Here is a 26,504-nt window from a genome sequence, read left to right on the forward strand (position 1 = left end):
CAAGTAATTAGTCTAGAATCATGAGCACTGTCACACCGCCAGTTCGGCCGCTTAGTGCCGACGAGGAAGCGGTGATCCGTGCCCTCAGTCGGGTGATCCTGGTGGTCCCGCGGGTGCTGGACGCCGACCTGATCCGGGAGCAGCGTCTGCCGCTGAACGAGTACCTCGTCCTGATGACTCTCTCGGAGGCTCCGTCACGCCGGATGAGGATGAGCGAACTGGCGACGGCGTGCGACCTGTCCATGAGCGGGATCACCCGGATCGTCGCGCGGCTGGAGGGAGACAAGCTGGTTGAGCGGGTCCGGTGCGAGAACGATGCGCGAGGGTGGCACGCCGTACTCACCGATGCCGGCCTGGCGCGGCTCGAGGAGGCGTGGCCGACACACCTGGCCAGCGTCCGCCGGCACATCATGGACCACCTGGAGGGGGTCGACCGCGCCGAACTGGCCCGGGTGCTGGGGAGATTCGGCACCAGCGTCCGAGATTCCGGCCCCTGACCGGATCCCGCCGTATCGCCGGAGTTTCGACCGTTCGTCCTCGCCGGGGTCGCGCGCGGGCAACGCGTCTGCGTACAGTGACGGGTCTTGCCCCACCGGAAAGCTGAATGCCCCTCGGCGACAGGAGACGGCCCGTGGAGTACTCGTCCCGTTCGGCTGGCGGTGTAAGGGAATTGGGCGACCGTCAGGAGGGCCCGGCGGGGCGACGCCCGGGCGGAAGGCCACCAAGGGGTCCACGGGGGACTACTGGGAGTAATCGCGCGTCGGGAAAGAAGAAGGGACGTTCCGGCAAGAAGGTCAAGGGGCCGCTCTGGGCCCGGCTTCTGCTGATCTTCGGCGTGATCCTCATGGTCGGTAGCGGCGGCTCGATCGTGGGCTTCCACGTGGTGCTGGCCGAGGCGACCAAGAGCTTCACCAAGCAGAACCTGCTCGGCTCCGCCAGCGACAGCGGCGGCGCGGCGCACAAGTCCATCACCGGCGCGAAGAACATCCTGCTGGTCGGCGTCGACGCGCGGCCGGGACAGAACCCGAACGACATCGTCCGCGCCGACTCGATCATCATCCTGCACATCCCGGCGGACCACACCGAGGGGTTCATGGTCTCGCTTCCCCGGGACACGCTCGTGGAGATCCCGCCGTACAAGAACGGCAAGCACTCGTACGGCGTCCAGCACGACAAGATCAACGCGGCGTTCGGGTTCGGCGGCTGGGGGCTGACCGGGGCCGCCGCCCGCCAGCACAGCGTGGAGCTGCTCGCGCTGACCATCAAGAATCTGTGGGGGATCACGTTCGACGCCGCGGCGATCGTCGACTTCACCGGCTTCCAGCAGGTGGTAAACGTGATCGGCGGGGTCCACATGTGCGTGGACGAGGACACCAGGTCGGTCCACATCGGCTACAACAAGTCGGGCAAGCAGGTCTCCCCGGGGTGGCGACTGACCAGTGCTGGCATACCCATCGGGCCGATTCCCGGCGTCACGCCGAAGGAATACAAGGTCGGCTGCTACGACATGAGGCCGTGGGAGGCGCTCGACTTCGTGCGCCAGCGCGACCTGCTGGCAAACGGTGACACCGACTACGGCCGCCAGCGTCACCAGCAGCAGTTCCTCAAGGCGATCTTCAGCAAGGTCATGTCCGGTGATGTGCTGACCAACCCGGCCAAGCTGTCCGGAGTGCTCAACACGGTCGGCAAGGCGATGACCATCGACCAGGGGCAGTTCTCGATCCAGGACTGGTTGTTCGCGATGAAGGGCATCGGGGCCTCAAGCCTGATCACGTTGAAGACCAACGGCGGCACGTACGTCAACGTGAAGGGGCCGGACAACAAGGACTACCAGGGTCTCGACCCGACGAGCCTGCAGATGCTCCAGGCGGTCAAGGACGACGCCATGGACGCCTTCGTCAACCTGCACCCCGATCGGGTGGCGACCAGCAACACGTGACGCCGGGCCGGTTCGCGCCGCGTTTCCGACCAATCCGGCTCGGCGCGTCTGGCGCCGCGCCACGACCCGGACCAGTCGCCGGCCCCGCTACCCCCGCGACCAGCCGGGACTGGGCACAATGGGGGCATGCAGCTGCCGGTCATGCCCCCTGTCGCGCCGATGCTCGCCAAGTCCGTCCCGGACATCCCGCCGGGCGCGTCGTACGAGCCGAAGTGGGACGGCTTCCGGTCGATCATCTTCCGTGACGGCGACGAGGTCGAGATCGGCAGCCGCAACGAGCGACCGATGACGCGGTACTTCCCGGAGTTGGTCACCGCGTTCCGTCGTGAGTTGCCGCCGCGTTGCGTGATCGACGGCGAGATCGTCCTCGCCACCCCGGCCGGCCTGGATTTCGAGGCGCTGCAGCAACGCATCCACCCGGCCGCCTCCCGGGTCACCATGCTCGCCGAACAGACGCCGGCCTCCTTCGTCGCCTTCGACCTGCTGGCCCTCGGCGACGAAGACCTGACCGACCTGCCGTTCGCGCGGCGCCGGGAGATGCTCGAGCAGGCTCTTCGCGACGCCGGCCCGCCGGTGCACGTGACCCCGACGACCACCGACCGCGAACTGGCGGCGCGGTGGTTCGAGCAGTTCGAGGGCGCCGGGCTGGACGGCGTGGTCGCCAAGCCGCTGGACATCACGTACCAGCCGGACAAGCGGGTGATGTTCAAGATCAAGCATGAGCGGACGGCCGACTGCGTCGTCGCCGGGTACCGGCTGCACAAGAGCGGACCCGACCGGATCGGCTCGCTGCTGCTCGGCCTGTACACCGACGACGGATCGCTGGCCTCGGTCGGGGTCATCGGCGCGTTCCCGATGAGCGAGCGCAAGAACCTGTTCGAGGAGCTGCAGTCGCTGGTCACCACGTTCGACGAGCACCCGTGGAACTGGGCGAAGCCGACCGAGGGCGTGCGCAACCCGCGCGACAACGAGACGTCGCGCTGGAACGCGGGCAAGGATCTGTCCTTCACCCCGCTGCGCCCCGAGCGGGTGGTCGAGGTGCGGTACGACCACATGGAGGGCACCCGGTTCCGGCACACCGCGCAGTTCGTCAGGTGGCGGCCGGACCGCACCCCGGACTCGTGCACCTTCGCGCAGTTGGAGCAGCCGGTGACGTTCGAACTCAACGACATCGTGCCCGGCCTGTCCGCCGCGACGCCGTCGCGCGTCCCCGCCGATCCGACCTGACATGCGGCCGGTTGCTACGGTAATGCGGTGATCACGGGGAATGAGTTCAGTGTCGTGTTGCGCGGATACGACCGGGTCGAGGTCGACGCGCTGATCGGGCGGGCCGGGAAAGCGATCCAGTCCGACGACACCGCGCTGCGCGCGGCGGCACGCGAGGAACTGCTGACGGCCAGGCTCAACGTGCGCATGCGCGGTTACGACCGCAGCCAGGTGGACGGCGTCCTGCGCAGATACGCCGAACAGCTCGAACGGCCGCAGGGCGCGTAACCGCGCGGGCAGCGGTGGGGACGATTCACGCACGTGCCCAATTTCCGGCATTCGCCATACGATGAATAGATAGTTGCAAGAGCAGCGTTTGAGGAGACTGTGATGTCCGAGCCATACGGCCCGCCGGGCGCGTACCCGAACCAGCCGCCACCCTGGCAGCCGCCGGGCACCAGTCAGGGATCGACCCAGCCGGTCAGCGGCGGCGGGACGCCGCCCGGGTACCCGCCGCAGTACGGCACCCCGCAGCCTCAACAGCCGTACGGCAACCAGCCCGGCCAGCCGTCCTACGGCGCACCGCAGGGCCAGCCGGCGTACCCGGGGCAGCCCACCTACGGGACGCAGCCCACCTACGGGACGCCGCAGGACCAGCCCACGTACGGGACGCAGCCCACCTACGGGACGCCGCAGGACCAGCCCACGTACGGGACGCAGCCCACGTACGGAACGCCGCAGGACCAGCCGACGTACGGCGTCCCGGGCCAGCCGTCCTACGGCACCGGCCAGGGCCAGCCGGCATACGGTGCTCCCGGCCAGCAGGCGTACGGCGCACCGCAGGGACAGCCCGGGTACGGCACGGTTCCGGGCCAGCCGGCGTACGGCGCCGGCCAGGGGCAGCAGCCGCCGTACGGCGCCTTCCCCGGCCAGCCGCCCTACGGCACGCCGCAGAAGTCCGGCTCGCGCGGCCCCATCATCGCTGTCGTCGCGATCGTCGGGGTGCTGCTGATCGGTGGCATCACGGCCGCGGTCGTCATCGGCGGCTCGAACAACGACAAGGACCAGGCGGTAAGCACCAGCACGACCGGTTCGGGCGGCGGCGGGTCCACCGGCGGCGGCGGGTCCAAGGGCGGCGGCACGGTGACGTTCAACGCGCCGGACAAGGTCGGCTCGCTCAACAAGATGAGCAGCCAGTCCGAGGTCGACCCGATGAAGGACAGCCTGAAGGCCGCCGGCATCGACAACCCGTTCGCGGTCGCCTACGAGGACTCGTCCGACTCGGACCACACCGTGATCGCATGGGGTGGCAGCGGCAAGGCGTTCGAGATGGGCAGTGCGCAGACCGAACTCGACGCCTTCTTCAAGAGTGCCGTCGCGTCGATCCAGGGCGGTAGCCAGGGGTCGGTGAAGAAGGTCGACGCGGGTTCGCTCGGCGGTACCGCCGAGTGCGCCGAGGTCTCGGGGCTCTCGCAGGCCACGTCGCTGTGCGCGTGGACCAACAGCGAGGCACTGCTGGGCTTCATCTTCGACGGGTTCTCGCCATCGCAGAGCCAGAGCCAGGTGCGCACCATGCTGCCTGCGCTGATCACCGTCGACTGAACCGCCGCGCCGCGCCCAGGCGGCGACCGGCGGCGTTGTCGGCTTGCCCGGATACGGACACCGGAATCCGGGCGAACCTCCGCTCTGCCGGACGCTGCCTGGTTCCCGGCCCGCTCGGCAGAGATTCGCCCGGTTCTTTATGCCGTCGGCGCGGCTCTCAGCGGCGGTCGCCGGCCGCGACCGTGAGAGTGGTTGGCGGATTGGCGGTGGCGGGGGCAGTGGCGGCGCTGGGGGGAGCGGCTTCGGGAGCCTGACCCGGGGAAGCGCCGGCGGTCGACTCCGGGGCACGGTGGTCGAGCCGCCGGATCGACCGGTACCGGTGGAGTGCCTGGGCCGACGCGGCGACCGCGACCAGCGCCGGGCCTCCGATGAGCACCAGGTTGGGCACCGCGAACAGCTTGAGCGCGCTGGCCAGCAGGACCACGACGAGGGCCACGCGCACCACGCCACCGGGGGCTCGCGAGGACAGCCGGGCACCGAGCAGGACTCCGGGAATCGAGCCGATGAGCACGGCGCCGGCCACGTTCAGGTTCAGGTCGCCGAACAGCGCGTGACCGAGAGCGGCCGCGGCCACCAGCGGAATCGCCTGTACGAGATCGGTGCCGACGAGGTCGCCCGCGCGCAGCGTCGGGTACAGCGCCAGCAGCACCACGATGATCAGTGAGCCGGAGCCGACCGAGGTCATCCCGACCAGCAGGCCGCCGGCCGCACCGAGCAGGGCGGTCGGCAGGCGGCGCACCACCACCGGCCCGGGTGCGCCGGCCGCGGGGCGGCGCCGCGAGGCGTAAGCCTTGACCACCATCCCGACCACGGCGAGAACCAGTGCGCAGCCCAGCGCGTATTGAATGACTCGCTGCACCTCGGCGCCCCCGCCGAGCCACCGGGTGACCAGCACGCCGACGAACGCGCTGGGCACGCTGCCGACGCACAGCCACAGCACGACGGGCCAGTGGACCGTGCCCCGCCGGGCGTGCACCCAGCCGCCGAACGGCTTCATCACGGCGGTGGCGGCCAGGTCGCTGGAGACGGCGGCGAGCGGCGGGATGCCGAAGAACAGCACCAGGATGGGGGTCATCAGGGCGCCGCCGCCCATGCCTGTGAGCCCGACCACGATGCCCACGCCGAGGCCGGCAAGTGCCAGAACCGGATCCATCCGCTCAGTGTCGGGCACCGGCCGGGGCATGTCTACTTTCCCGCGTGACTTGGTTGGTATTGCAGGTCACGCCCGCGTCCGCGACGGGTCCGGGTCGTTGCGTGGCGCCAGGCGGGCCGAGCCGGACCAGCCGAGCCCGCGGGTCAGAGCGCGCGGGTGAAGACGACGAGGTCGTGGCCCGGACCGTTGTAGCCGGGTACCGGGCCGTCGACGGTGAAGCCCATCCGCCGGTGGAAGTCGATGGACGCCTGGTTGCCCGGCGAGGTGATCGCACCGACCGACTGGCGGCCGTGCTCGCGGGCCGTCTGGAAGAACCGCTCGTACATCGCCCGGGCCAGGCCGCGGCTCCTGACCCGAGGATGGACGCCGACGAAGTGGATGTACGCCCGGTCGGGCTGCGCCGGGGACGGGAAGCCGACCAGGAAACCGACCAGCTCGCCGCCGTGGGAGGCGACGAGGCTGCTGTCGTGGAAGTGGTCGAGGAACAGCCGGGGGATCGCGGCCAGGATGGGGCGCCCCCACCAGTCGTCGACCACCGCCGCGATCGGGTCGTAGTCCGTCGGGCGTGCCGGGCGCAGGATCGGATCCGTCATGGCCGCCATGCTCGCAGGAGCGGTCAGCTCCCCGTACGCGCCGGGACCCGCTCGTCGGCGCCGGCCGGGGTCGACGACGGCTCCGCGGCGGTGGTGGTGACGGTGGCCGTGGTGGTGGCGGGAGCCGGTGCCGGGCGGACCACGACCAGGGCGATGAGCGCCGCGATCCCGGCCGCGATCGCCCCGCCGATCAGGATCTCGTTGAGCCCGTTCACGGTCGCCACACGGGCCGCCGCGGCCAGGGCCGGGCGCAGCGCCGCGGGTGCCGAGTCGGCGACCCGGAGCCCGGCACCGGAGCCGACCGCGTCGGCGATCGCGGATGCCTGACCGTGGGGTACCCGGGCGGCGGCGAGCTGCCGCGCCATGTCGGCGGTCGCCCGGTGCTGGAACACCGCACCGAGTACGGCGACGCCGGCCGCCACGCCGATCTGGCGCATCGTGTTGACCGTACCGGTCGCCATCCCGGCCCTGGTGTGGTCGACGGCGGCGAGGGCGGCCTGGGACATCGACGCGTTGGCCATGCCGAGGCCGACCCCGGCGACGATGAACCCGGCCAGCAGCGCGGTCCAGCGGGAGTCGCCGTGCAACTGGCCGGCGAGCCACAGGCCGAGCGCGGACAGGGCCAGGCCGCCGCCGACGGTGACCCGGGGCGGTACCCGGTCGACCAGCCGGGCCACGATCGGCGCCGCGACGAACGAGGCGACGGTCAGCGGCAGGAAACGCAGGCCGGCCTGGAACGGGCTGTAGTTCAGCGTGTTGACCAGGTACAGGCCGAGGTACGAGGTGGCGGCGACCAGCGTGGCCGACACCGCCCAGGCGCCGATGGACACCCCGGCGAACGACGCGTTGCGGAACAGGCGCAGGTCGAGCATCGGCTCGCGGGCGGACGCCTCCCGGATCACGAAGCCGACCAGCAGCACGGCCGCCGCGGCGAACAGGCCGAGAATCTCCGCCGAGAGCCAGCCGTCGGCGTTGCCCCGGATCAGACCCAGCAGGAGGGCGAGCAGGCCGGCGGTGAGCAGCGCGGTCCCCGGCCAGTCGGCGGCTCGCGCGGCGGCCACCCGCGACTCCTCCAGGCGCAACCAGCCGGCGACCAGCGCGGCCAACCCGATCGGTACGTTGACCAGGAAGATCCACCGCCAGCCCGGCCCGTCCACCAGCGCGCCACCGACCAGCGGTCCGACCGCTGTCGCGCCCGCCAGGGTCGCACCGAAGACGCCGATCGCGGCGGCCCGGGCCCGGGGCTCCGGGAATGCCGCGCCGACCAGCGGCAGGCCGACGCCGAACAGCAGCGCCCCGCCGACGCCCTGCGCGGCGCGGGTCAGGTCGAGGATCAGCGGCGACCAGGCCAGCGCGCAGGCGAGGGAACCCAGCGTGAACAGCGCCATGCCGGCCAGGAAGATCCGCCGCCGGCCGATCCGGTCGCCGAGCGTGGCGGCGGTGAGCAGCAGTCCGGCCAGCGGCAGGGTGTACGCGTCGACGACCCACTGCAGCGAGCTGAGGTCGGACCCGAAGTCGGTCTGGATGTCGCCGAGCGCGACGGCGACCACCGTCACGTCCAGCAACAGCATGAACGTCGCGACGCACACGATCGCGAGCGTCCACCGGGGGTGGCGCCGGGCCGGCGAAAGCGGTGACATGGGTAGCCTCTCCTCGCGGGAAGACGTAGGGCAACGGGCGTAGCCTTAACTCTGCGAGTTATGTTTACACCCGTAAGGCTACGGGCGTCAACTAAGGAGGAACGAGTGCCGGACGACGAGGGTGTGGGGCCGGACCGCGAACTGGGCGCGCGGGAGGGCGCGGCCGGTCCCGGTCCCGGTCCCGATCCCGGTCCCGGTCCCGGTCCAGGGCGCCGGCGACGGGCCCGGCGTGGCGAGGGTGAGCGGCTGCGCGAGGAGATCGTCACGGCGGCCAGCCGCATGCTCGCGGAGACCGGCGAGGTGGGCGAGCTGTCCCTGCGCTCCGTCGCGCGCGAGGTCGGCGTCGCCACCACCTCGATCTACCTGCACTTCCCGAGCCTCGACGAGCTGGTCCTGGCGGTGAAGACGCGCTACTTCGACGAGTTCGGCGAGGCGCTCGCCGCCGCGGCCGGGCAGGCCGGCGACGCGCCGCTGGCGCGGGTACGGGCCAGTGCCCACCGGTACGTCCGGTACGGGCTGGAGAACCGCGGCCGGTACCTTACGATGTTCGCGTCCGAGTCGCTGCCGCCGCACCTCCTTCCCGCGGTCGGCTTCGTCGGCAGGGACCAGTTCGAGGCCGTACGGGACGAGGTCGCCGCGCTGACCGGGCCGGAGCAGGATGCCGACATGCTGGCCATCCACCTGTGGACCGCGCTGCACGGGATCGTGACCCTGCGGGCCATGCGTCCCGCGTTTCCCTGGCCGGACCTGGACCGCCAGATCGACAGCCTGATCGACCGGCTGCTGCCTGCCGGCTGAGGCGGCCCGCCCACCGCCCGCGCGTGGCTGACTCGCTTGATCGAAAAGGAGCGAACGAACCTCGCGTCCGGTCTCGACCGATAAAACTTCCAGCGTTAGTTTAGAGAGTGCGGCACCGCTCCCCGCCCCGGCGCCACCGTGGGCCGACCACCGTGGGCCGACGGCGCACATCTGAAGAGGGACACCATGGATTTCGCACTCAGCGACGAACAGAAGGCCATCCGCGACACCGCGCGTGCGTTCATCCGCAAGGAGGTCATGCCACTGGAGCCGGAGCTGCTCCGCCGTGAGCGTGCCCACCAGCCCGGCCTGACCCGCGACGAACTGCGCGAGCTCCAGCTGCGCGCGAAGAAATTCGGGTTCTGGGGACTGTCCACACCCGAGGAGTACGGCGGCATGGACCTGCCGGCCGTGACCCAGTCCCTGATCTGGACCGAGATCGGCCGGACCATCCTGCCGTTCCGCTTCGGCGGCGAGGCGGACAACATCCTGTACCACGCCAATGAGGCGCAGCGGCAGGAGTACCTCATCCCGACCGTCGAGGGCGACCGCGTCTCGTGCTTCGCCATCACCGAGCCGGGTGCCGGATCGGATGCGGCCAACATCAAGCTGTCCGCGCGCCGGGACGGCGACGACTGGGTGCTCAACGGCGAGAAGACGTTCATCACCAACGGAAACGACGCGGATTTCGCCATCGTGGTCGGGGTCACCGACCCGGAACGCGGGGTGCGCGGCGGCGGCACCACGGCGTTCCTGGTCGACCGCGCGATGGGCTGGCGCTCCGAGTTCATCCAGACGATGGGCGAGGGCGGACCGGCGTCGCTGGTCTTCGAGGACGTCCGGGTGCCCGGGCGCAACGTGCTCGGCGAGGTCGGGCAGGGCTTCGAGCTGGGCATGCAGTGGATCGGCAGGGGCCGGTACATCATCCCGTCGCACGCACTGGGCATCGCCGAACGGGCGCTGCAGATGGCGATCGACCACGCGAACACCCGGGAGACGTTCGGCCGCCCGATCGGCGCCAACCAGGCCATCCAGTGGATGATCGCGGACTCGGAGACCGAGCTGGAGGCCGCCCGCTGGCTCGTGCTGCGGGCCGCCTGGACAGTCGATCAGGGTACGGACCCGCGCCACGCCTCCTCGATGGCGAAGCTGTACGGGGCCGGCATGGTCAACCGCGTCGTCGACCGGGTCATGCAGATCCACGGCGGCATGGGCTACACCCGCGAACTGCCGATCGAACGCTGGTACCGGCAGGTGCGGCTGATCCGCATCTACGAAGGTACGGACGAGATGCAGCGACTGATCATCTCGCGCGACCTGTTGCGCGGGTACACCACGATCGGAGGACACCTCGGATGACCATGTTGTCGCTGGCGAGCACGCTCGCCGAGTCCGCCCGGCGGTACCCGGACAAGACGGCCGTCGTCGACGGCGACCTGCGCGTGCCGTACGGGCAGCTGTGGCGCGAGGCTCGCGGGTACGCGGCGGGACTGCGCGAGCTGGGTGTGCGCCCCGGTGACGTGGTGGCACTGCTCGCTCCGAACACGGTGGACTTTCCCCGCGCGTACTACGGCGCGCTCGCGGTCGGCGCGGTCATCGTCCCGGTACACCTGTTGCTGACCGCGGATGAGGCGGCGTACGTGCTGCGGGACAGTGGTGCGCGGATGCTGATCTGCCACACCGCCCTGCTGGCCATGGGTGCCGCGGCCGGCGGCTCGGCCGGCGTACCGGTCGTCACGGTCGGGCCGGCCGTCACCGGTGAGTCCACAGTGGACGTCCCGCGGCTGGAGGACGTGTCGGCGGCGCTCGACCCGGTACCGACGTTCGAGTCCCGGCAGGCCGAGGACCCCGCCGTCATCCTCTACACCAGCGGCACCACCGGGGTGCCGAAGGGCGCCGTGCTCACCCACCTGAACCTGGTGATGAACGCGGTGGTCAACACGTTCGACGCGAACGACGCACAGCACGACGACATCGTGCTCGGCTGCCTACCGTTGTTCCATTCCTTCGGTCAGACCGTCAGCATGAACGGCGCGTTCCGCATCGGCGCCACTCTGGTGATGCTGGCCCGGTTCTCCGGCCCGGCCGCGATCGAGCTGATGCTGCGCGAGAACGTGAACGTGTTCCAGGGCGTACCGACGATGTATGTGGCGCTGGCCGAGGCGGCCGGCGGGTACGAACGGCTGCCCCGGTTGCGGCTGTGCATCTCCGGCGGCGCGTCGCTGCCGATGGCCGTGCTCGAGCGGTTCAACGCCGCGTTCGACACGACCATCTTCGAGGGGTACGGGCTGTCCGAGACGTCGCCGACCGCGACCACCAACCAGCCGCACTTCGGTACGAAGGCCGGTACGGTCGGCCACCCGGTCTGGGGCGTGGAGGTGGAGATCGCCCGAGCGGAGGTCGACGAGCGCATCGAACTGCTGCCGGTCGGTGAACTCGGCGAGATCGTGATCCGGGGGCACAACGTGTTCGCCGGGTACCTCGGCCGTCCCGAGGAGACCGCGCGGACCGTCGTCGACGGCTGGTTCCGCAGCGGCGACCTGGGTACGAAGGACGAGCAGGGTTTCATCACCATCGTCGACCGGAAGAAGGACATGATCATCCGCGGCGGGTTCAACGTGTACCCGCGCGAGGTCGAGGAGGTACTGGCCCGGTACCCCGGGATCGTTCAGGTCGCGGTCATCGGCGTACCCGACGAGACGCACGGCGAGGAGATCTGGGCCGTGGCGGTCCTGGACAAGGACACGTCCCTCACCGAGGACGAACTCGTCGCGTGGTCCAGGGAGCAGCTCGGCCGGCACAAGTACCCGCGCCAGGTCCGGTTCGTCGACGAGCTGCCGGTCGGCCCGAGCCACAAGGTGCTGAAGCGGGAACTGCGCCGCACGTTCGGCGGCTGACCTCAGCGGCCCACCGGGGCCGGCTCGGCCGCCACGGGCGCGTCGGCACCGGTGGGCTCCTCCTCGAGGGACAGCGTCGGCAGGGCGCGGCCCAGCCACCGGGGCAGCCACCAGTTGGACCTGCCGAGCAGAGCCATCACCGCGGGTACCAGCAGACTGCGGATGACCACGGCGTCGAGCAGGACCGCGCTGGCCAGCCCGAGACCGGCTATCTTCACCACCCGGTTCCCGCCCATCACGAACGAGGCGAAGACCAGCACCATGATGATGGCGGCGGCGGTGATGGTACGACCGGTCGCCGCCAGCCCGCGCACCACGGCCGCGCGGTTGTCCCGCAACCGGTGCCACTCCTCCTGGATGCGGCCGACGAGGAAGACTTCGTAGTCCATCGACAGGCCGAACAGCCCGGCGAACAGCAGCACCGGAAGATACGGCTCGATCGGCCCGGTCCGGTCCACCCCGATCAGCGAGCCGGCCCAGCCCCACTCGAACACGGCGGTGAGGATGCCGAACGCGGCGCCGGCCGCGAGCAGGTTCATCAGCGCCGCGGTCAGCGGCACCAGCAGGCTGCGGAAGACGATGGTGAGCAGAATGAACGAGATGCCCACCACGGTCGCGATGAACAGCGGCAGCCGGTCGGTGAGCGCCTGCGAGAAGTCGACGTCGACGGCGGTCGTGCCGCCCACGTACAGCCGGGTGCCGGTGCCGTCGGTCGCCTGCGGGATGACCCGGGCACGCAGGTCCCGCACCAGATCCGCGGTCGCCTCGTCCTGCGGCGAACTGGCCGGGTAGACGGTCAGCACCGCGACGGTGCCACCGTCCCGGGCCGGGGCGAACACGGCCGGTGGTACCCGGGCCACGTCGTCGTGGTGGGCCAGGCCGGCCGCCAGCCCCTGGACCGCCTCGCGCGCCCCGGTGCGGTCCATCCGGCCGGTGATGACCAGCGGGCCGGTGTACCCCGGCCCGAATCCCTCGGCCAGCAGGTCGTACGCCGCCCTCGTGGTGCTGCCCTTCGGATCCAGGCCGGCGTCGGAGATGCCCAGGCGCATGGACAGCAGCGGCAGCGCGAGCAGCACGATGGCGGCCACCGTGGCGAGCGTCGAGGTCACCGGCCGGCCGATGATGGCCCGCGCCCACCGGCTCCACGCACGCCCCTCCTTCTCGGCCCGCGGCCGCCCCTCCCGCTCGGCTTGCGCCCGGCCGTCCTGCTCGGCTTGCGGCCGTCCTTCCCGCCCGGCCTGCGGCCGCCCTTCCTGCTCGGCTTGCGGCCGTCCGTCCGCCAGCCGGCGCCGTTCGCGCCGGGACAGCACCCGCTTGCCGATCACCCGCAGCAGCGCCGGCAGCAGCGTCAGCGCGGCGAGCATCGTCAGCAGGACCGCGACGCTGGAACCGATCGCGATGCCGTACAGGAAGTTCAGGCGCACGGTGAACATGCCCAGCAGTGCCACGCAGACGGTCAGCCCGGCGAACAGCACACTGCGCCCCGAGGTGACGGCCGCCGCGCCCAGCGCGTCCTCCGGCGTGCGGCCGGCCTTGATGCCCTGCCGGTACCGGGTGACGATGAACAACGCGTAGTCGACCCCGACCCCGAGACCCATCAACGCGGTGATCTGTGGACTGACCTGTGCGACGTTCATGACGTGGGTCAGCAGCCCGACGACCGCGACTCCGGAGCCGACCGACACGGCCGCGGTGAGCACCGGCATCAGCATGGAGAACAGCGACCCGAACGTGACCAGCAGGACCACGGCGGCCGCGAGCAGCCCGATGTACGCACCGCCCAGGCTCGGCGGCGACGCCCGCATGGCGACCTGGCCGGACACCTCGACCGTCAGCCCGGACTGGCCGGCCGAGCGGGCCACGTCCACCAGTTGCCGGGCCTGGCCCGTGGTGACCTTGTTGGCTCCGGCGCTGTACGAGACCGTGGCGAAGGCGACCCGCCCGTTGCCGGCGACCTGCGGCTGGCCCTGCGGCGAGTACGGCGAGATCACCTGTGTCACGTGCGGCAGACCGGCCACCCGGGCGAGCATCGGATCGATCCGCGCGCGGATCTGGGCGTCGGTCACCGAACCGCGCGAGGTGGCGAACACGATCCGTTCCGAATCGCCGGCCTGGACGCCGCCCTGGACCTGGCTCAGCAGGTCCTGGGCGCGCGAACTGTCGGAGGCCGGGAGGTTGACGGTGTCGCGGTAGTCGCTGCCGAGGGCGCGGTCGGCCAGGGTGAGGCCGACCAGGACGACCAGCCAGGCCGCGATGACCCAGCCGGCGTGGCGGTGGCAGAACAGAACTACCCGACGCATGGATTCCTCCGAGTCTGCGGTGGCTTCCGTCGCCGCCCAGTGGCGTCTTCCGTCGCCCACCGAACTGTCGCGCCTGACACGATAGCTCGAAAAGTGTCAGCCCTGACACTTGGGGTTGGACCTGGAATGACGACCGGGGGAATGATGACCGGGTGACTCAACCGGGGCGCCGCGAACAGCACAAGCTGGTGACACGCCAGGCGTTGCAGGACGCCGCGTTGCGGATGTTCGAGCAGCACGGGTACGCGGCGACGACGGTGCGCGACATCGCCACGGCGGCGGGCGTGACCGAGCGCACGTTCTTCCGGTACTTCCCGTCCAAGGAGGACCTGGTCCTCGGCGAGATCGTGGACCTGATCCCGGTACTCCAGGAGCAGGTGCGCGCACGCCCGGCGGGGGAGTCGCCGTACACCGCGGTGCTGCACGCGGTGCTGGCGATCGCGTGCCGGCGCGGTACCGGGCTGGGCATCATGTTCAGCGGTCCGCCCGCCCGCTTCCTGTCCCAGGCGACCCGGCCGGCCCAGTCGGTCCTGCGGGAACTGGAGGACGGCCTCGCTCAGGCCCTGCACACGCGGCTGAGCCCCGGGCCCGGCGACTCCGACGGCGCTTCGCCGCGCCGGCCGTCGCTTGCCGCGTCGGTACTGGCGAGGGCGTGCGTCGCGGCGATGCGCAGCACCCTGATCGTGTACTCCGGCCTACCGGACCGGGAGAAGACCCTGGACAGGGCGCTGGAACTGTTGCGTGAGGCGTTCGCGGCCCTGCGCCAGGGTTGACCGCGAGGGGTGCCGGGGCTGACCCGGTAGCGCGCCCGCGAGCGCGCCGGGGCTGACCGGCTAGCGCTATTGCCGGCCCCGGCCGATTTGGTCTGACGTTTTCGGGGCCGGGCTCGGTCGCGCTCGCCGGCATAACTTCCGTCCGGAAATGCCGGTTTACCTGTATGACTTTGTGGCGTTATGCCGCTCGGTGGATCGGGTCGCCGGGCGGAGAGGACCGATAGTGGTACTGATCTTTCTGCTCGGCATCGTGGTGGGCTCTCTGGCGGGCTGGTCGACCTCGCAGCGGATGGCGGGGTGGCGATCGTCGGGCGGCGGTGACGGCGCGACCGAGGAGGGCTTCGTCGCCGGCCTGGTCGCCGGGTTCATCACGCTCCTGAAGGGTGCGGCTCTCATCGTTGCCGTCTTCGTCGTGCTGTTCGCGCTCGCGACCTTCATCGCGCCGCTGCCGCGCAAGTGAGTCCGGGCCGTACGGTCCACTATGGATGGTTGGGCGGTGGGTCCGCCGGGTCGGCCCGGTCTCTCCGGGTACATTTGCTGGCACAGCAAACGATACGGAGAACGTCTCATATGGGTTCCAGAGCATCGGGCGAGCTGGACGCGGCGCGGCGCCGGCGGCGGACGGGCACCGCCATCAAGGAATCGCTGCGCGAGTTGAGCATCCAGCTGTCTCTGCTCAACCACCAGGTCGGCGCCCGGCTGAATCTCAAGGACGTCGACCTGGACTGCCTCGAACTCATCAATCGCCACGGCGCGATGAGCCCGAGCGCCCTGGCCCGCCGCGCCGGGCTGCACCCGGCCACCATGACCGGCATCCTCGACCGGCTCGAACGCGGCGGCTGGATCGCCCGGGACCGGGCCACCGACGACCGGCGCGCGGTCATCGTCCGCAGCCTGCGCGACCGCAACGCGGAGCTGTACCGCCTGTACGGCGGCATGAACTCGGCGATGGACCGGATCTGCGCCGGCTACACCGAGGATCAGCTCGACCTGCTCGCCGACTTCCTGCGCCGGGCGACCGAGGCGGGCAACGACGCGACCGGGGACCTGGCCGGCTGACGGTCGCCGGATGCGATCATTGTCGAAAAGCACACGATCCCTGTGGTGAGTCCAAATGTTCACGTTGATGACCGTCATCCGCAAGAAGCCGGATGTCACGACCGAGGATTTCCGGCACTTCATGGAGCACGAATACGGGCCGACCTACCAGGCGATGCCCGAGACCAGGTCGTACGTGCAGTTTTACCTGTCGGACCTGATGACCGACGGCGCGGAGCCGCCGATCGACGCGATTGTCCAGATCAGTTTTGAGTCCCAGGACGAGATGCGCAAGGCGCTGCAGACCGACGGTTACCGGAGGGCGCACGAGATGCGGACGCGGTACATGCGGGAAACGTCGGTCGGTATCCATTCGGCGGTCGTCGACGAGGTCGTCACGCTCGTCTGAGCGCATCGTCTGAGCGCAGCCGGAGCCGGTTTGTGGCGGAGGCGAGCACAGACTCCGGCGCGTCGTCTGGGCGCAGCCGGAGCCGGTTTGTGGCGGAGGCGAGCACAGGCCCCGGCGCGTCGTCTGGGCGCAGCCGGAGCCGGTCTGTGGCGGAGCGCCCTTAACCTGGGACCGTGACTCCGCCGCCCCGGCCATCGAGGATCCTCGTCTACGGCGTCACCGGCTCGGGCAAGACGACGCTCGCCGCGCGGATCGGCGCCGGCCTTGGCCTGCCGTGGCACTCGGTGGACGACCTCACCTGGGAACCGGGCTGGGTCGAGGTGCCGAAGGACGTCCAGCGTGCCCGGATCGCCGAGATCTGCGACGGTGCCGAGTGGGTACTCGACGCCGGGTACAGCGGCTGGCTGGACATTCCGCTGGCCGCCGCCGACCTGGTGGTGTGTCTCGACTTTCCCCGCTGGGTGTCGCTGCGGCGGCTGCTGTGGCGCACCGGTACGCGGGTGGTGGCCCGGACGCCGGTGTGCAACGGCAACCGTGAGTCGCTGCGGCAGGCGTTTTCCGGGGACTCCATCATCGTGTGGCACTTCCACAGCTTCGCGCGTAAGCGGCGGCGCATGCGCGAGTGGGCCGTGGGACCGTGGGGCGACAGGGTGGTGCTGCTGCGCTCCCCGAGGGCGGTGACCCGGTGGCTGCGGGAGCTGGCCAATTCGACGCCGCCGGGTTAGGCCGGGTCTCGAAGCACCTGCCGAGCACTTCGAGACCCGGCCTGGGGCCACCCGGTGCCGGTCGCGCCGCGGTTCGCGATACTGGGCCGATGGCAGCGAAGTCGATCGTGGTCACCGGCGCGTCCACCGGCATCGGTCGGGCCTGCGTAGACGAACTGGTGCGCGGCGGCGCGCACGTCTGGGCGACGGTACGCGGCGACGCGGATGAGGAGGCGCTGCGCCGCGACCACGGGGAGCGGGTGAGCGTACTGCGGATGGACCTGACCGATCTGGAGTCGGTACGGGCGGCCGGCGAGCGGGTGTGCGCGGCCGGGAGGCTGAACGGTCTGGTCAACAACGCCGGTGTGGCGGTGGCGTCCCCGCTGGAACACGTGCCGATCGACGCGTTCGCCCACCAGATACACGTCAACCTGATCGCTCAGCTCGCGGTGGCCCAGGCCATGCTGCCCGCCCTGCGGGACGCCGCCGAGCACAACGAGCGGTCGCGCATCGTGCTGGTGGGTTCGATCGCCGGGCGGGTCGCCAAGCCCATGCTCGGGCCCTACCACGCCTCGAAGTTCGGTCTCGTCGGCCTCGCCGAAACGCTGCGCGCCGAGTTGGCGCCCTGGGGGATCCGGGTGGCTCTCGTCGAACCCGGTGCGATCGTCAGCTCGATCTGGAGCCGGGCCGAGGAAGCCGGTGACCGGCTGCTCGACCGGATGCCGGAAGCCGGCCGGCAGCGCTACGCCGCCCAGATCGACGCGGCCCGTGCCAGCGCGCGGCGATCGGCCCGCCGGGGCCTGCCCGCGGCACGCGCCGCCGCGGTCATCGTCAAGGCGCTGACGTCCGGTAATCCGCGTCCCCGGTACCTGGTCGGGACCGATGCGCGCATCGGATCGGTGGTGGCCCGGCTGCCGTACCGGCTGCGGGACCGGCTCATCGCGGGGAGTCGGTAACTCAGTGTGACCCGTTGGCGACGGCGTGTGGGTGGATCGAGGGCGCCCGGCCGCCGCCCAGGGACGCGTGTCGCGGCCACGTAGAGTGGGGCAGCGCCGCCGCCGCCCGGGCGCGACCAGCCGATCGTCGATGCGGAGGATTCACGCACATGCCCGTACCCCGCCAGGAGTCAGCCCGTCCGCGTCGAGCCCGGATCCGGCCGTCATGGCCGGCGTGGGCGGCGGTGGTGGCTTGCCTGGCCGCCGTCTCCGGCTGCGGGTCCGCCCCGGCGGGCGGCGCGGGCTCGGCGAGTTGGGTGTCCGGTAGCGCCCAACCGCGTCCCAGTGCGTCCCCTCTGTCCCCGTCGGCGAAGCCCAGCGCCGGTGCCAGCGCCGGTGCCGGTGCCGACACCTGCGTCGGGTCCACGCTGAGCCGGCTCAGCGTTCAGGAACAGGCCGGGCAGGTGTTGATGATCGGTACGCCGATCACCGGCCCGACGGCCCTGGAGGACACGATGCGCCAGTACCACCTCGGCTCGGTCTTCCTCTCCGGCCACGCTCCGCTGGCGGCGTCGGCGGTCACCCAGTCCATCAAGTCGCTGCAGAGCACCGCGCGGGCGGCCGGCGACCTTCCGGTGCACGTCGCGCTCGACCAGGAGGGCGGCGAGGTGCAGAGCCTGCGGGGCAGCGACTTCCCGGCGATCCCGTCCGCCGTCGCGCAGGGCAAGCTGAGCACGACGGCGCTGCGCGGCCAGACCACCGACTGGGCGAAGCGCCTCGCACACGTCGGGGTGACGCTCGACCTCGCCCCGGTCGCGGACACCGTGCCCGCCGGTACCGCGGACTCCAACCCGCCGATCGGCGAACTCGACCGGCAGTACGGGTCGACGCCGAGCGGGGTCGCCCAGGACGTCAGCACCGTCGTCACGGCCGTGCAGTCCGCCGGGGTCCTGACCACCCTCAAGCACTTTCCCGGCCTGGGCCGGGTCACCGCCAACACGGACACGTCCACCCACGCGGTCGACAACAAGACGACCGCCACGGACTCGTTCCTCGAGCCGTTCACGAGCGGCATCCGCGCCGGTACCGCCGCAGTGATGATCTCCTCGGCGTCGTACCCGAAGCTGGACTCGCACGCGATCGCGCCGTTCTCCAGCGCCATCGTGACCGGGCTGCTGCGCCAGCGGCTCGGCTTCACCGGGCTGATCATCTCCGACGACCTCGGCGCGGCGGTGGCGCCGAGCGCCGTCCCCGTCGGGCAGCGCGCGGTGCGCTTCCTCCAGGCCGGGGGTGACGTCGTGCTGACGGTCAAGACCAGCGACGCTGGCCCGATGGAGGACGCGCTGGTCACCGCCGCGAAGGGCTCCGCCACGTTTGCCGCGCGGCTGCACGACGCGGCCCGTCACGTGATCGCGAGCAAGGTCCGGGCCGGGCTGGTGGACTGCTAGGCCAGCTGACGGCTCAGCTGACGGCCCACCAGTTGACGGCCCAGCGGACGGCTCAGCCGCCGGATCGGGGGCGCGGCACCGGCGCGCCACCCACGACGTCGCCGACCACGTCGACCTGGCCGTCGGCCAGCCGGTAGTACATCCCGACGACCGCGCAGCGGCCGGCCGCCACGGCGTCACCGGTGGCCGTGCCGGGGCGGGCCACCGCCGCGACGGTGCGCTCGACGTGGATCCGGGTGATGCCCTCCTGATCCGTGACGCCGCGGGTGTGGGCGTTCGCGATGCTCGGCGTCACCCCGTCGACGATGGCGGCGAGCCGCGGGTCGGGCTGATCGCCGGCCAGCGCGTCCCTGCCGGCCCGGATGCCGCCGCAGGCGTCGTGCCCGAGGACCACCACGAGTGGCGTGCCGAGCACCGCCACCCCGTACTCGATGCTGGCTGTCACCTCCGGGCCGGCGACGTGCCCGGCGGTGCGGACCACGAACAGGTCGCCGAGGCCCCGGTCGAAGATGATCTCGGCGGCGAGGCGGGAGTCGGAGCAGCCGAACACGACGGCGAACGGCTGCTGCTCGAGCGCCACCGCGGCGCGGTGCTCGGCGTCCTGGTGGGGGTGGACGCGGGTACCGGTGACGAATCGCCGGTTTCCGGCGAGCAGTTCGTCCAGCGCCTGCGCGGGCGTACCGGGTCGGTGATCCAAGGCCGGCATGTGCTCGGTCCGTCCTTCCGGGGTTCGGATTCGTCTGCGCCCAACGGTACCGAGCCCCGGACTAGGAACCACACGCGATCATCTCTCGGGTATCCCGGAACACACCGCGGATCCGGCTCTCTCCGGCAGCGAGGTGAGCGCCGGGCGGCGAAGGCGGACCCGGGCCTGAGCCCGGGCCTTGGCCTGGGCGGTTTGTCGCCGTTGCGGCCCGCCTGCCGGTCCCGCCCGCCGCTGGAGTGCCCGGAGTGCTCCGTTCGATGATCGGCGCCTCCGCGCCTGTGCCATGGTCGGGTATGGGGGCAGGGTCGTTACCGCTGATCCGCCCCATGCTGGCCACCCTCGGCGAGGTGCCCGACCCGCCCGGCTGGGGGTACGAGTTCAAGTGGGACGGCGTGCGCGCGGTCGTCTACCTCGACGCGGGGAAGCTGCGCGTCGCGTCCCGCAACGATCGGGACGTCACGCCGAGCTACCCGGAGCTGCGCACCCTGCTTGGCCGGTTTCCCAAGCGGCGGGTGGTGTTCGACGGCGAGATCCTGGCGCTCGACGACCGGGGCGTGCCGAGCTTCAGCCTTCTCCAGCAACGCATGCACGTCCAGGCGCCCAGTGCGGGCCTGCTGGCGCGGGTACCGGTGCGCCTGTACCTGTTCGACGTACTGCACCTGGGCGGCCGGCCGGTCCTCGACGAGCCGTACGAGTGGCGGCGCGAGCAACTGGCGGAGCTCGGCCTGGACGACGGGGTGGCCACGACGCCGCCGTACTGGGCCGACGACGCCGGCCGGGATCTCCTGCGCGCCGCCGCCGACCTGGGACTGGAGGGTGTCGTCGCGAAGCGGCTCGACTCCGCGTACCGTCCCGGTGCCCGCTCCCGGGCCTGGATCAAGACTCCGCTCAACACGACGGTCGAGGTCGTCATCGCCGGCTGGAAGGCCGGCGGCGGGCGACGACAAGGAATGATCGGCTCACTGCTGCTGGGCGCGTACGACCGGGCCGGGACCCTGGCGTTCGTCGGGCACGTCGGCACCGGCTTCACCGGCGAGATGCTGCGCGACCTCGCCGGCGCGCTGCGCCCGCTGCACCGGTCCTCCTCGCCGTTCGCCGAGCAGGTGCCGCGTGAGCACGCCCGCGACGCGCACTGGGTCGAGCCCCGGTTGGTCGGCGAGGTCGCCTACCGCACGCTCACCCCGGACGGCCGCCTGCGGCACCCGTCCTGGCGCGGGCTGCGGCCCGACCGCGAGCCGGGGGAGGCCAGGCGGGACCTGCTCCGGTAGCCGACCCGAGCCGGCACCGCGGCCGCCGGCCGGCGCCGCCTCAGATGAGGGCGGCGTCGGCCAGGTACTTGCCGACCCGGGCGATCTCCTCGGAGTCCAGCGCGATCTGCGGCAGGGCCGTCGTCGGGTACGCGATGATGCCGCGCAGGTGCAGCGCCGCCTTGAAGGCGCCCAGCGCCGAGGAACTGCCCCCCATCCTCGGCCCGCCCACGCGTACCAGGTCGAACAGCCGGAACAGGCGCTCCTGCTCGTCCCGGGCCGCCGCCCAGTCGCCGCGCTTCGCCGCCCGGTACAGGCGCACGTACCCGTGCGGATCGACGTTTCCCAGCCCGGGTACCACCCCGTCCGCGCCCATCCACAGGGCCGCGTCCACGGTCAGCTCCGAACCGGTCAGCACCGCGAACGAGGGCAGGTCACGGTTCCGCCGGCCGAGGATCACCCGGCGCAGCCCGCCGTCGTCGCCGCTGGAGTCCTTCAGCCCGGCGAGCACTCCCTCGGCGGCCAGGTCCAGCAGCAGCGACGCGTCCAGCTTCGTGTGCACCGACACCGGCAGGTCGTACGCGTACAGCGGAACTCCGGCGCGCTTCGCGATCGTCCGGAAGTGCACCGCGATCTCGGCCGGGTGGGTACGCGTGTAGAACGGCGCGGTCGCGACGATCCCGCCGGCGCCCGCGTCCAGCGCGGCCTCGACGTGGCTGAGCACCCGCGGTGCGGTCATGTCGATGACGCCGGCGAGCACCGGCACCTGACCCGCCACGTGGCGCAGCACGGTGTCCAGCACGGTACGGCGGTGCCGGTCCGGCAGGAACGCCGCCTCGGACGAGGAACCCAGCACGAACAACCCGTCCACGCCGCCGTCCAGCAGGTGGTCCACCAACCGGGTCAGGGATCCGGTGTCGACCTCGAAGTCGGGCGTGAGTGGCGTGCACACCGGGGGGATGACGCCGGACAGGGTTACCTTCCCGCCGTCAGCGGCGCCGAGGAACGAGGCGTCGCGGTCAAGCGGCGGGTTTACTGGAACAACACTCATCGACGCTCCTGCGCTTGGCTGATCAGGTCGAGGTCGGTGGTGCCGGCCTCGACCGGGTGATGGCATCGGTACTGGTGGTCCGCACCGCCGCTGACCTCGGTCGGGTCGTCGGTCGTACCCGGCAGCTGCTCGGCGCAGCGGTCGTCGGCGCGCCAGCACCGGGTGCGGAACGGGCAGCCCGAGGGCGGGTGGGTGGCCGGCGGAACGGGCCCCACCAACGGGATCGGGTCGATCGGCGAGAGCAGCCCCGGCGTGGCCGAGAACAGCGCCCGGGTGTACGGGTGGCGGGCGTGCGCCGGTACCGCGTGGGCCGGTGCCTGCTCCACGATCCGGCCCAGGTACATGGTGACGACCCGGTCGCTCATTCGCCGTACCGTCTGGATGTCGTGCGACACGAACACCATCGCGAGGCCCAGCTGCTGCTTGAGGTCCAGCAGCAGGTTCAGGATCTGGGCGCGTACCGACACGTCCAGCGCACTGGTCGGCTCGTCGGCGATCAGCAGCCGCGGCTGCAGCGCCAACGCCCGGCCGATCGCGACCCGCTGGCGCTGGCCACCCGACACCTGGCTGGGCAGCACGTCGGCAACGCTCGCCGGCAGGCCGACCAGGTCGAGCAGCTCGCGTACCCGGGCCTCGCGCTCCCGTCCGGTGCCGACCCCGTGCACGTCCAGGGGATCGCGCAGCACCTGGCGGATGGGCAGCCGGCGGTTGAGCGCCGTGGACGGATCCTGGAAGACCATCCCGACGGTCTTCCCGATGGTGCGCCGCCGCTGCGAGCGGGACATCGCCGTGACGTCCCGGCCGTCGAAGCGGACCGTGCCCGAGGTCGGTCGTTGCAGGCCGACGAGCACCTTGGCCAGGGTGGACTTGCCGCAGCCCGACTCGCCCACGATCCCGACGGTCTGCCCGGCGGCCACGCTGAGGTCGGCCCCGGTCAGCGCGTAGACGTGGTCGCGCCGTAGCAGCCCGCCGCTGCGGGCCCGGTACACCACGTGGATGTCCTCGAGCTGGGCCAGGGTCGGTGCGGCCACCGCCGGCGACGCGGCCGGTACGCCATCCTCGATCGCGGTCATCGTGCCTCCGCTGGTGCGGCCGGCGCGGTACCCGGGCCGGCGGCGACGGCCGGTGCCGGGATCTCCAGCGCCGGGTGGTGGCAGGCCACCGAGTGGTACCGGCCCTGGCCCTCGAGCACCGGCTGCTCCCGCCGGCAGATCTCGGTGGCCATCGGGCATCGGTCGGCGAACCGGCAGCCGCTGGGGAAGTCGGCCGGCGCGGGTACCACGCCCCGGATCTGGGTCAGCCGCTCGGCGCCCGCCTCCAGGGACAGCACCGAGCCGAGCAGGCCGCGCGCGTAGTGGTGGGCGGGTGCTCCGACCAGTGCCGCGGTCAAGCCGGACTCGACGATCTGGCCGCCGTACATCACCAGTACCCGGTCGGTCACGTCGGCGACCAGCGCCAGGTCGTGCGAGACCAGGATGAGCGCGAAGCCCAGCTCGGCGCGCAGCCGCAGGAGCAACTGGATCACCTGCGCCTGGACGGTCACGTCCAGCGCCGTCGTCGGCTCGTCGGCGATGATGAGCTTCGGGTCGCGGGACAGGGCCATCGCGATCAGCACTCGCTGGCGCTGCCCGCCGGACAGCTCGTGCGGGTACGACGAGAGGGTCCGCGCCGGGTCGAGGCCCACCAGCTCCAGCAGTTCGGCCGGGCTGCGCCGGCCGCCGGCCCGGACCACCTGCTTCAGTTGGGCCTTGATGGTCATCGCCGGGTTCAGCGAGGACAGCGCGTCCTGGTACACCATCGCCATCTCGTGGCCGAGCAGCCGCCGGCGCGCCGACCGGGACAGCGTCAGCAGGTCGCGGCCGGCGAACTGGATCTCGCCGCGCACCCGGGCGCCCCGCGGTTGCAGGCCCATGACGGTCAGCGCGGTCAGCGACTTGCCCGAGCCGGACTCGCCGACCAGGCCGAGCACCTCGCCGGGGCGCACCTCGAAGCTGATGCCGTCGACGATGTCCACCCCGTCGTGCCGGTCGGCGAAGCCGATGGCCAGGTTCGTGACCCGCAGGACCGGTTCGCCCTGCGGCAGCGGCCGGGCACGTTCAGCGAGCCGCTGCGCCGCGTCGATCAGGCCGGGCAGTTCGGTGATCTCCCCGGACCCGGGCGTGGCCTGCTCCAGCGCGTCAACCTGGTCTTCCTTCTTGGCGGTACCGGGGCGCCGGGCGGCCGGTGCGGCCCAGGCGTCCGAGATGCCTTCGGCGAGAATGTTCAGCGACAGCACGGTGAGCAGGATCAGCAGGCCCGGGAACACCGTGGCCCACCAGCCGCCGAGCAGCACCATGTTCCTGCCGTCGGCGATGACGCTGCCCCAGGACGCCTCGGGCGGGCGCACCCCGGCGCCGATGAACGACAACGACGCCTCGAAGACGATCGCGTCGGCCACCGTGATGGTGGCGTACACCAGGATCGGCGCGGCGCAGTTGACGGCCACGTGGCGCACCAGGATGTGCCGGGTACGCGCGCCGATGACGCGCTCGGCCGCCACGTAGTCCTCGCCGTACTGGGCCAGCACGTTCGCCCGTACGACCCGGGCCATGGGCGGCAGGTTCAGGAAGGCGATCGCGAACACCAGCACCGGGATGCTGCCGCCGAACACCGCGACCAGGACGGCGGCCAGCGCGATGCCCGGGAACGCCATGATGACGTCCAGGATCCGCATGATGACCTCGTCGACCGCTTTGTGGGAGGTCGACGCGACCGAGCCGATGACGGCGCCGGAGACCAGCGCGAGGCCGGTGGCGCCGAGGCCGATGATCAGTGACCAGCGGGCGCCGTAGAGCAGCCGGCTGAAGATGTCCCGGTTGGCGCTGTCCAGGCCCATCCAGTGCGCGAGGCTCGGCCCTCCCCCGGAGGGCTCCTGAACGTAGGGGGAGTGGGGGGCCAGTAGCGGGGCGAGGATCGCGGCCAGCACGATCACCGCGATGACGATCAGGGCGATCCACGAGGGCAGGTTCAGCCGCCGGAACCGGATGCCCGGCCGGGACAGTCGTTTCGCGAGTCCGCTGCGCATCAGGTGGCGCTCCTGAGTCGGGGATTGACCAGCAGGTACAACACGTCGACGACGAGGTTGACCACCACGAAGCCGGTCGCGATGGTGAGCACGACGCCCTGGACGACGGCGGGGTCGCCGTCCTTGACCGCGGTGATCATCAGCTGGCCCATGCCGGGCAGCGAGTAGATGGTCTCGGTCACCACCGCGCCGCCCAGCAGGTACCCGACCCGCAGGCCGAGCACGGTCAACGGGTTGATCAGCGCGTTGCGCAGCACGTTGCGACCGACCACGACGACCGGATGCAGTCCGCTGCCGATCGCCGTGCGCACGTAGTCCTTGTCCAGCTCCTCGACCATCGAGGTGCGGATGATCCGGGTGAGCTGGGCGGCCACCGGCAGCGACAGCGACAGCGCGGGCAGCGCCATCGAACGCAACCAGCCGCTGAACGAGTCGGCCGGATTGACGTACCCGCTGGTGGGGAACCACCCTTGGTCGACGGCCAAATACTGGATCATCAGCAGCGCGAGCCAGAATCCGGGTGCGGCGACGCCGACCAGCGACACCACCCGGATGAGCTGATCGGGCCACCGGTCCCGGAACAGCGCCGCGGTCACGCCGAAGATGACCGCCAGTACCACGGCGACGAGCAGGCCGAGGAAGGTCAGCTGGAGGGTGAGCGGCAGCGCCGTGGTCACCGACTTCAGCACCGGTGCGTGGGTGAGCACGCTGGTACCCATGTCGCCGTGCAGCAACTGGCCGACGAACCGCACGTACCGTACCGGCAGCGGGTCGAGCAGGCCGTTGCTCACCTGGAACTGGTGGATCTGCTGCGGCGTCGGGTTCTGGCCCTCGAAGTACGCGTACTCCGGCTTGCTGGTGGAGAACCGCATGATGATGAAGACGAACAGGATGACGCCCAGCAGCAGCGGGATCAGCAGGAGTACGCGGCGCACCAGCATTCTGAGGACCACTGCCACGAGGTGCCTCCTGGATGAGTGGGTGAGCGGGTGGACGGGGCA

Annotated in this window: 25 protein-coding genes; 16 read left to right on the forward strand and 9 right to left on the reverse strand. The window is 71.4% G+C overall.

All coding sequences use genetic code 11. The features are described 5' to 3' along the window. The first annotated feature begins 20 nt into the window (after positions 1-20). The 5 genes from Raf01_RS13465 (at position 21) to Raf01_RS13485 (ending at position 4,747) form a co-directional block, all read left to right on the forward strand. Positions 21-497, forward strand: coding sequence for a MarR family winged helix-turn-helix transcriptional regulator (locus tag Raf01_RS13465; RefSeq protein ID WP_203918180.1), 477 nt, complete (start codon positions 21-23; stop codon positions 495-497). Positions 498-844: 347 nt separating this feature from the next. Then, positions 845-1,939, forward strand: coding sequence for an LCP family protein (locus Raf01_RS13470; protein WP_203918211.1), 1,095 nt, complete (start codon positions 845-847; stop codon positions 1,937-1,939). Between the two features lie 126 nt (positions 1,940-2,065). Continuing rightward, complete coding sequence (locus Raf01_RS13475) at positions 2,066-3,166, forward strand: ATP-dependent DNA ligase (protein ID WP_203918181.1); 1,101 nt, start codon at positions 2,066-2,068, stop codon at positions 3,164-3,166. A gap of 27 nt (positions 3,167-3,193) precedes the next feature. Continuing rightward, positions 3,194-3,433 carry a DivIVA domain-containing protein gene (locus Raf01_RS13480; RefSeq protein ID WP_203918182.1) on the forward strand — a complete coding sequence of 80 codons (240 nt, stop codon included), beginning with the start codon at positions 3,194-3,196 and terminating at the stop codon, positions 3,431-3,433. Positions 3,434-3,535: 102 nt separating this feature from the next. Further along, positions 3,536-4,747 (forward strand): chromosomal replication initiator protein DnaA, encoded by a 1,212-nt coding sequence (locus tag Raf01_RS13485; RefSeq protein WP_203918183.1) that lies wholly within the window; start codon positions 3,536-3,538, stop codon positions 4,745-4,747. A gap of 157 nt (positions 4,748-4,904) precedes the next feature. Here the strand turns inward: Raf01_RS13485 and Raf01_RS13490 are convergent, their stop codons facing one another. From Raf01_RS13490 to Raf01_RS13500, 3 genes are all read right to left on the reverse strand, one after another. After that, positions 4,905-5,900 carry a sulfite exporter TauE/SafE family protein gene (locus tag Raf01_RS13490; protein WP_203918184.1) on the reverse strand — a complete coding sequence of 332 codons (996 nt, stop codon included), beginning with the start codon at positions 5,898-5,900 and terminating at the stop codon, positions 4,905-4,907. A gap of 143 nt (positions 5,901-6,043) precedes the next feature. Next, a complete protein-coding gene (locus Raf01_RS13495) occupies positions 6,044-6,493 on the reverse strand; it encodes a GNAT family N-acetyltransferase (RefSeq protein WP_203918185.1) in 450 nt (149 codons plus the stop codon). Positions 6,494-6,516: 23 nt separating this feature from the next. After that, positions 6,517-8,133: an MFS transporter gene (locus Raf01_RS13500; RefSeq protein WP_203918186.1), complete on the reverse strand. Its 1,617-nt coding sequence runs from the start codon at positions 8,131-8,133 to the stop codon at positions 6,517-6,519. A 105-nt stretch (positions 8,134-8,238) separates the two neighbouring features. Here Raf01_RS13500 and Raf01_RS13505 point away from each other — a divergent pair, with 105 nt between their 5' ends. The 3 genes from Raf01_RS13505 (at position 8,239) to Raf01_RS13515 (ending at position 11,828) form a co-directional block, all read left to right on the forward strand. After that, positions 8,239-8,931 carry a TetR/AcrR family transcriptional regulator gene (locus tag Raf01_RS13505; RefSeq protein WP_203918187.1) on the forward strand — a complete coding sequence of 231 codons (693 nt, stop codon included), beginning with the start codon at positions 8,239-8,241 and terminating at the stop codon, positions 8,929-8,931. 186 nt (positions 8,932-9,117) lie between these two features. Then, positions 9,118-10,290 (forward strand): acyl-CoA dehydrogenase family protein, encoded by a 1,173-nt coding sequence (locus Raf01_RS13510; RefSeq protein ID WP_203918188.1) that lies wholly within the window; start codon positions 9,118-9,120, stop codon positions 10,288-10,290. After that, on the forward strand, positions 10,287-11,828 hold the full coding sequence (locus Raf01_RS13515) for a long-chain-fatty-acid--CoA ligase (RefSeq protein ID WP_203918189.1): 1,542 nt from the start codon (positions 10,287-10,289) through the stop codon (positions 11,826-11,828). Before Raf01_RS13510 ends, Raf01_RS13515 begins: the two co-directional genes overlap by 4 nt. A 2-nt stretch (positions 11,829-11,830) precedes the next feature. Here Raf01_RS13515 and Raf01_RS13520 read toward each other — a convergent pair whose 3' ends face one another. Next, positions 11,831-14,128 carry an MMPL family transporter gene (locus Raf01_RS13520; protein WP_203918190.1) on the reverse strand — a complete coding sequence of 766 codons (2,298 nt, stop codon included), beginning with the start codon at positions 14,126-14,128 and terminating at the stop codon, positions 11,831-11,833. Between the two features lie 152 nt (positions 14,129-14,280). On the opposite strand from Raf01_RS13520, the gene Raf01_RS13525 reads away from it, so the two are divergent. The 7 genes from Raf01_RS13525 (at position 14,281) to Raf01_RS13555 (ending at position 19,435) form a co-directional block, all read left to right on the forward strand. Further along, the gene (locus Raf01_RS13525; protein ID WP_203918191.1) at positions 14,281-14,901 is read left to right on the forward strand and encodes a TetR/AcrR family transcriptional regulator; all 621 of its coding nucleotides are present in this window, start codon (positions 14,281-14,283) and stop codon (positions 14,899-14,901) included. Positions 14,902-15,124: 223 nt separating this feature from the next. Beyond that, positions 15,125-15,361, forward strand: a complete 237-nt coding sequence (locus Raf01_RS13530; RefSeq protein ID WP_203918192.1) for a hypothetical protein — start codon at positions 15,125-15,127, stop codon at positions 15,359-15,361. A 110-nt stretch (positions 15,362-15,471) separates the two neighbouring features. Beyond that, on the forward strand, positions 15,472-15,960 hold the full coding sequence (locus tag Raf01_RS13535; RefSeq protein WP_203918193.1) for a MarR family transcriptional regulator: 489 nt from the start codon (positions 15,472-15,474) through the stop codon (positions 15,958-15,960). Positions 15,961-16,027: 67 nt separating this feature from the next. Continuing rightward, on the forward strand, positions 16,028-16,348 hold the full coding sequence (locus Raf01_RS13540; protein WP_203918194.1) for an EthD domain-containing protein: 321 nt from the start codon (positions 16,028-16,030) through the stop codon (positions 16,346-16,348). A 173-nt stretch (positions 16,349-16,521) separates the two neighbouring features. Then, a complete protein-coding gene (locus tag Raf01_RS13545) occupies positions 16,522-17,073 on the forward strand; it encodes a P-loop NTPase family protein (RefSeq protein ID WP_203918195.1) in 552 nt (183 codons plus the stop codon). An 89-nt stretch (positions 17,074-17,162) separates the two neighbouring features. Continuing rightward, on the forward strand, positions 17,163-18,008 hold the full coding sequence (locus tag Raf01_RS13550; protein WP_203918196.1) for an SDR family NAD(P)-dependent oxidoreductase: 846 nt from the start codon (positions 17,163-17,165) through the stop codon (positions 18,006-18,008). Positions 18,009-18,157: 149 nt separating this feature from the next. Further along, positions 18,158-19,435, forward strand: a complete 1,278-nt coding sequence (locus tag Raf01_RS13555; protein ID WP_203918197.1) for a glycoside hydrolase family 3 N-terminal domain-containing protein — start codon at positions 18,158-18,160, stop codon at positions 19,433-19,435. A 52-nt stretch (positions 19,436-19,487) separates the two neighbouring features. Here the strand turns inward: Raf01_RS13555 and Raf01_RS13560 are convergent, their stop codons facing one another. Further along, positions 19,488-20,141, reverse strand: a complete 654-nt coding sequence (locus Raf01_RS13560) for a carbonic anhydrase (RefSeq protein ID WP_203918198.1) — start codon at positions 20,139-20,141, stop codon at positions 19,488-19,490. 326 nt (positions 20,142-20,467) lie between these two features. Between Raf01_RS13560 and ligD the strand changes: the two genes are divergently transcribed. After that, on the forward strand, positions 20,468-21,409 hold the full coding sequence (gene ligD, locus Raf01_RS13565; protein WP_239133582.1) for a non-homologous end-joining DNA ligase: 942 nt from the start codon (positions 20,468-20,470) through the stop codon (positions 21,407-21,409). Positions 21,410-21,449: 40 nt separating this feature from the next. Here the strand turns inward: ligD and Raf01_RS13570 are convergent, their stop codons facing one another. The 4 genes from Raf01_RS13570 to Raf01_RS13585 are packed head-to-tail and all read right to left on the reverse strand — an operon-like array spanning position 21,450 to position 26,462. Then, complete coding sequence (locus Raf01_RS13570) at positions 21,450-22,439, reverse strand: dihydrodipicolinate synthase family protein (RefSeq protein ID WP_203918199.1); 990 nt, start codon at positions 22,437-22,439, stop codon at positions 21,450-21,452. Continuing rightward, a complete protein-coding gene (locus Raf01_RS13575; RefSeq protein ID WP_203918200.1) occupies positions 22,436-23,512 on the reverse strand; it encodes an oligopeptide/dipeptide ABC transporter ATP-binding protein in 1,077 nt (358 codons plus the stop codon). Before Raf01_RS13575 ends, Raf01_RS13570 begins: the two co-directional genes overlap by 4 nt. Continuing rightward, the gene (locus tag Raf01_RS13580; protein ID WP_203918201.1) at positions 23,509-25,503 is read right to left on the reverse strand and encodes a dipeptide/oligopeptide/nickel ABC transporter permease/ATP-binding protein; all 1,995 of its coding nucleotides are present in this window, start codon (positions 25,501-25,503) and stop codon (positions 23,509-23,511) included. The genes Raf01_RS13575 and Raf01_RS13580 overlap by 4 nt, the downstream gene beginning before the upstream one ends. Further along, positions 25,503-26,462: an ABC transporter permease gene (locus tag Raf01_RS13585; protein WP_203918202.1), complete on the reverse strand. Its 960-nt coding sequence runs from the start codon at positions 26,460-26,462 to the stop codon at positions 25,503-25,505. The genes Raf01_RS13580 and Raf01_RS13585 overlap by 1 nt, the downstream gene beginning before the upstream one ends. Positions 26,463-26,504 lie beyond the last annotated feature (42 nt).

Origin of the sequence: Rugosimonospora africana, from assembly GCF_016862975.1 — a bacterium.
Classification (GTDB): Bacteria; Actinomycetota; Actinomycetes; order Mycobacteriales; family Micromonosporaceae; genus Rugosimonospora; species Rugosimonospora africana.

Excerpts from the sequence above, each read along its gene's own strand:
- Raf01_RS13535 (WP_203918193.1), top strand. The coding sequence starts at position 15,472 with ATGGGTTCCAGAGCATCGGGCGAGCTGGACGCGGCGCGGCGCCGGCGG.
- Raf01_RS13515 (WP_203918189.1), top strand. The coding sequence starts at position 10,287 with ATGACCATGTTGTCGCTGGCGAGCACGCTCGCCGAGTCCGCCCGGCGG.
- Raf01_RS13580 (WP_203918201.1), bottom strand. The coding sequence starts at position 25,503 with ATGCGCAGCGGACTCGCGAAACGACTGTCCCGGCCGGGCATCCGGTTC.
- Raf01_RS13495 (WP_203918185.1), bottom strand. The coding sequence starts at position 6,493 with ATGACGGATCCGATCCTGCGCCCGGCACGCCCGACGGACTACGACCCG.
- Raf01_RS13520 (WP_203918190.1), bottom strand. The coding sequence starts at position 14,128 with ATGCGTCGGGTAGTTCTGTTCTGCCACCGCCACGCCGGCTGGGTCATC.
- Raf01_RS13560 (WP_203918198.1), bottom strand. The coding sequence starts at position 20,141 with ATGCCGGCCTTGGATCACCGACCCGGTACGCCCGCGCAGGCGCTGGAC.
- ligD (WP_239133582.1), top strand. The coding sequence starts at position 20,468 with ATGCTGGCCACCCTCGGCGAGGTGCCCGACCCGCCCGGCTGGGGGTAC.
- Raf01_RS13490 (WP_203918184.1), bottom strand. The coding sequence starts at position 5,900 with ATGGATCCGGTTCTGGCACTTGCCGGCCTCGGCGTGGGCATCGTGGTC.
- Raf01_RS13470 (WP_203918211.1), top strand. The coding sequence starts at position 845 with ATGGTCGGTAGCGGCGGCTCGATCGTGGGCTTCCACGTGGTGCTGGCC.
- Raf01_RS13510 (WP_203918188.1), top strand. The coding sequence starts at position 9,118 with ATGGATTTCGCACTCAGCGACGAACAGAAGGCCATCCGCGACACCGCG.
- Raf01_RS13550 (WP_203918196.1), top strand. The coding sequence starts at position 17,163 with ATGGCAGCGAAGTCGATCGTGGTCACCGGCGCGTCCACCGGCATCGGT.
- Raf01_RS13475 (WP_203918181.1), top strand. The coding sequence starts at position 2,066 with ATGCAGCTGCCGGTCATGCCCCCTGTCGCGCCGATGCTCGCCAAGTCC.
- Raf01_RS13485 (WP_203918183.1), top strand. The coding sequence starts at position 3,536 with ATGTCCGAGCCATACGGCCCGCCGGGCGCGTACCCGAACCAGCCGCCA.
- Raf01_RS13465 (WP_203918180.1), top strand. The coding sequence starts at position 21 with ATGAGCACTGTCACACCGCCAGTTCGGCCGCTTAGTGCCGACGAGGAA.
- Raf01_RS13500 (WP_203918186.1), bottom strand. The coding sequence starts at position 8,133 with ATGTCACCGCTTTCGCCGGCCCGGCGCCACCCCCGGTGGACGCTCGCG.
- Raf01_RS13570 (WP_203918199.1), bottom strand. The coding sequence starts at position 22,439 with ATGAGTGTTGTTCCAGTAAACCCGCCGCTTGACCGCGACGCCTCGTTC.
- Raf01_RS13575 (WP_203918200.1), bottom strand. The coding sequence starts at position 23,512 with ATGACCGCGATCGAGGATGGCGTACCGGCCGCGTCGCCGGCGGTGGCC.
- Raf01_RS13555 (WP_203918197.1), top strand. The coding sequence starts at position 18,158 with ATGCCCGTACCCCGCCAGGAGTCAGCCCGTCCGCGTCGAGCCCGGATC.
- Raf01_RS13540 (WP_203918194.1), top strand. The coding sequence starts at position 16,028 with ATGACCGTCATCCGCAAGAAGCCGGATGTCACGACCGAGGATTTCCGG.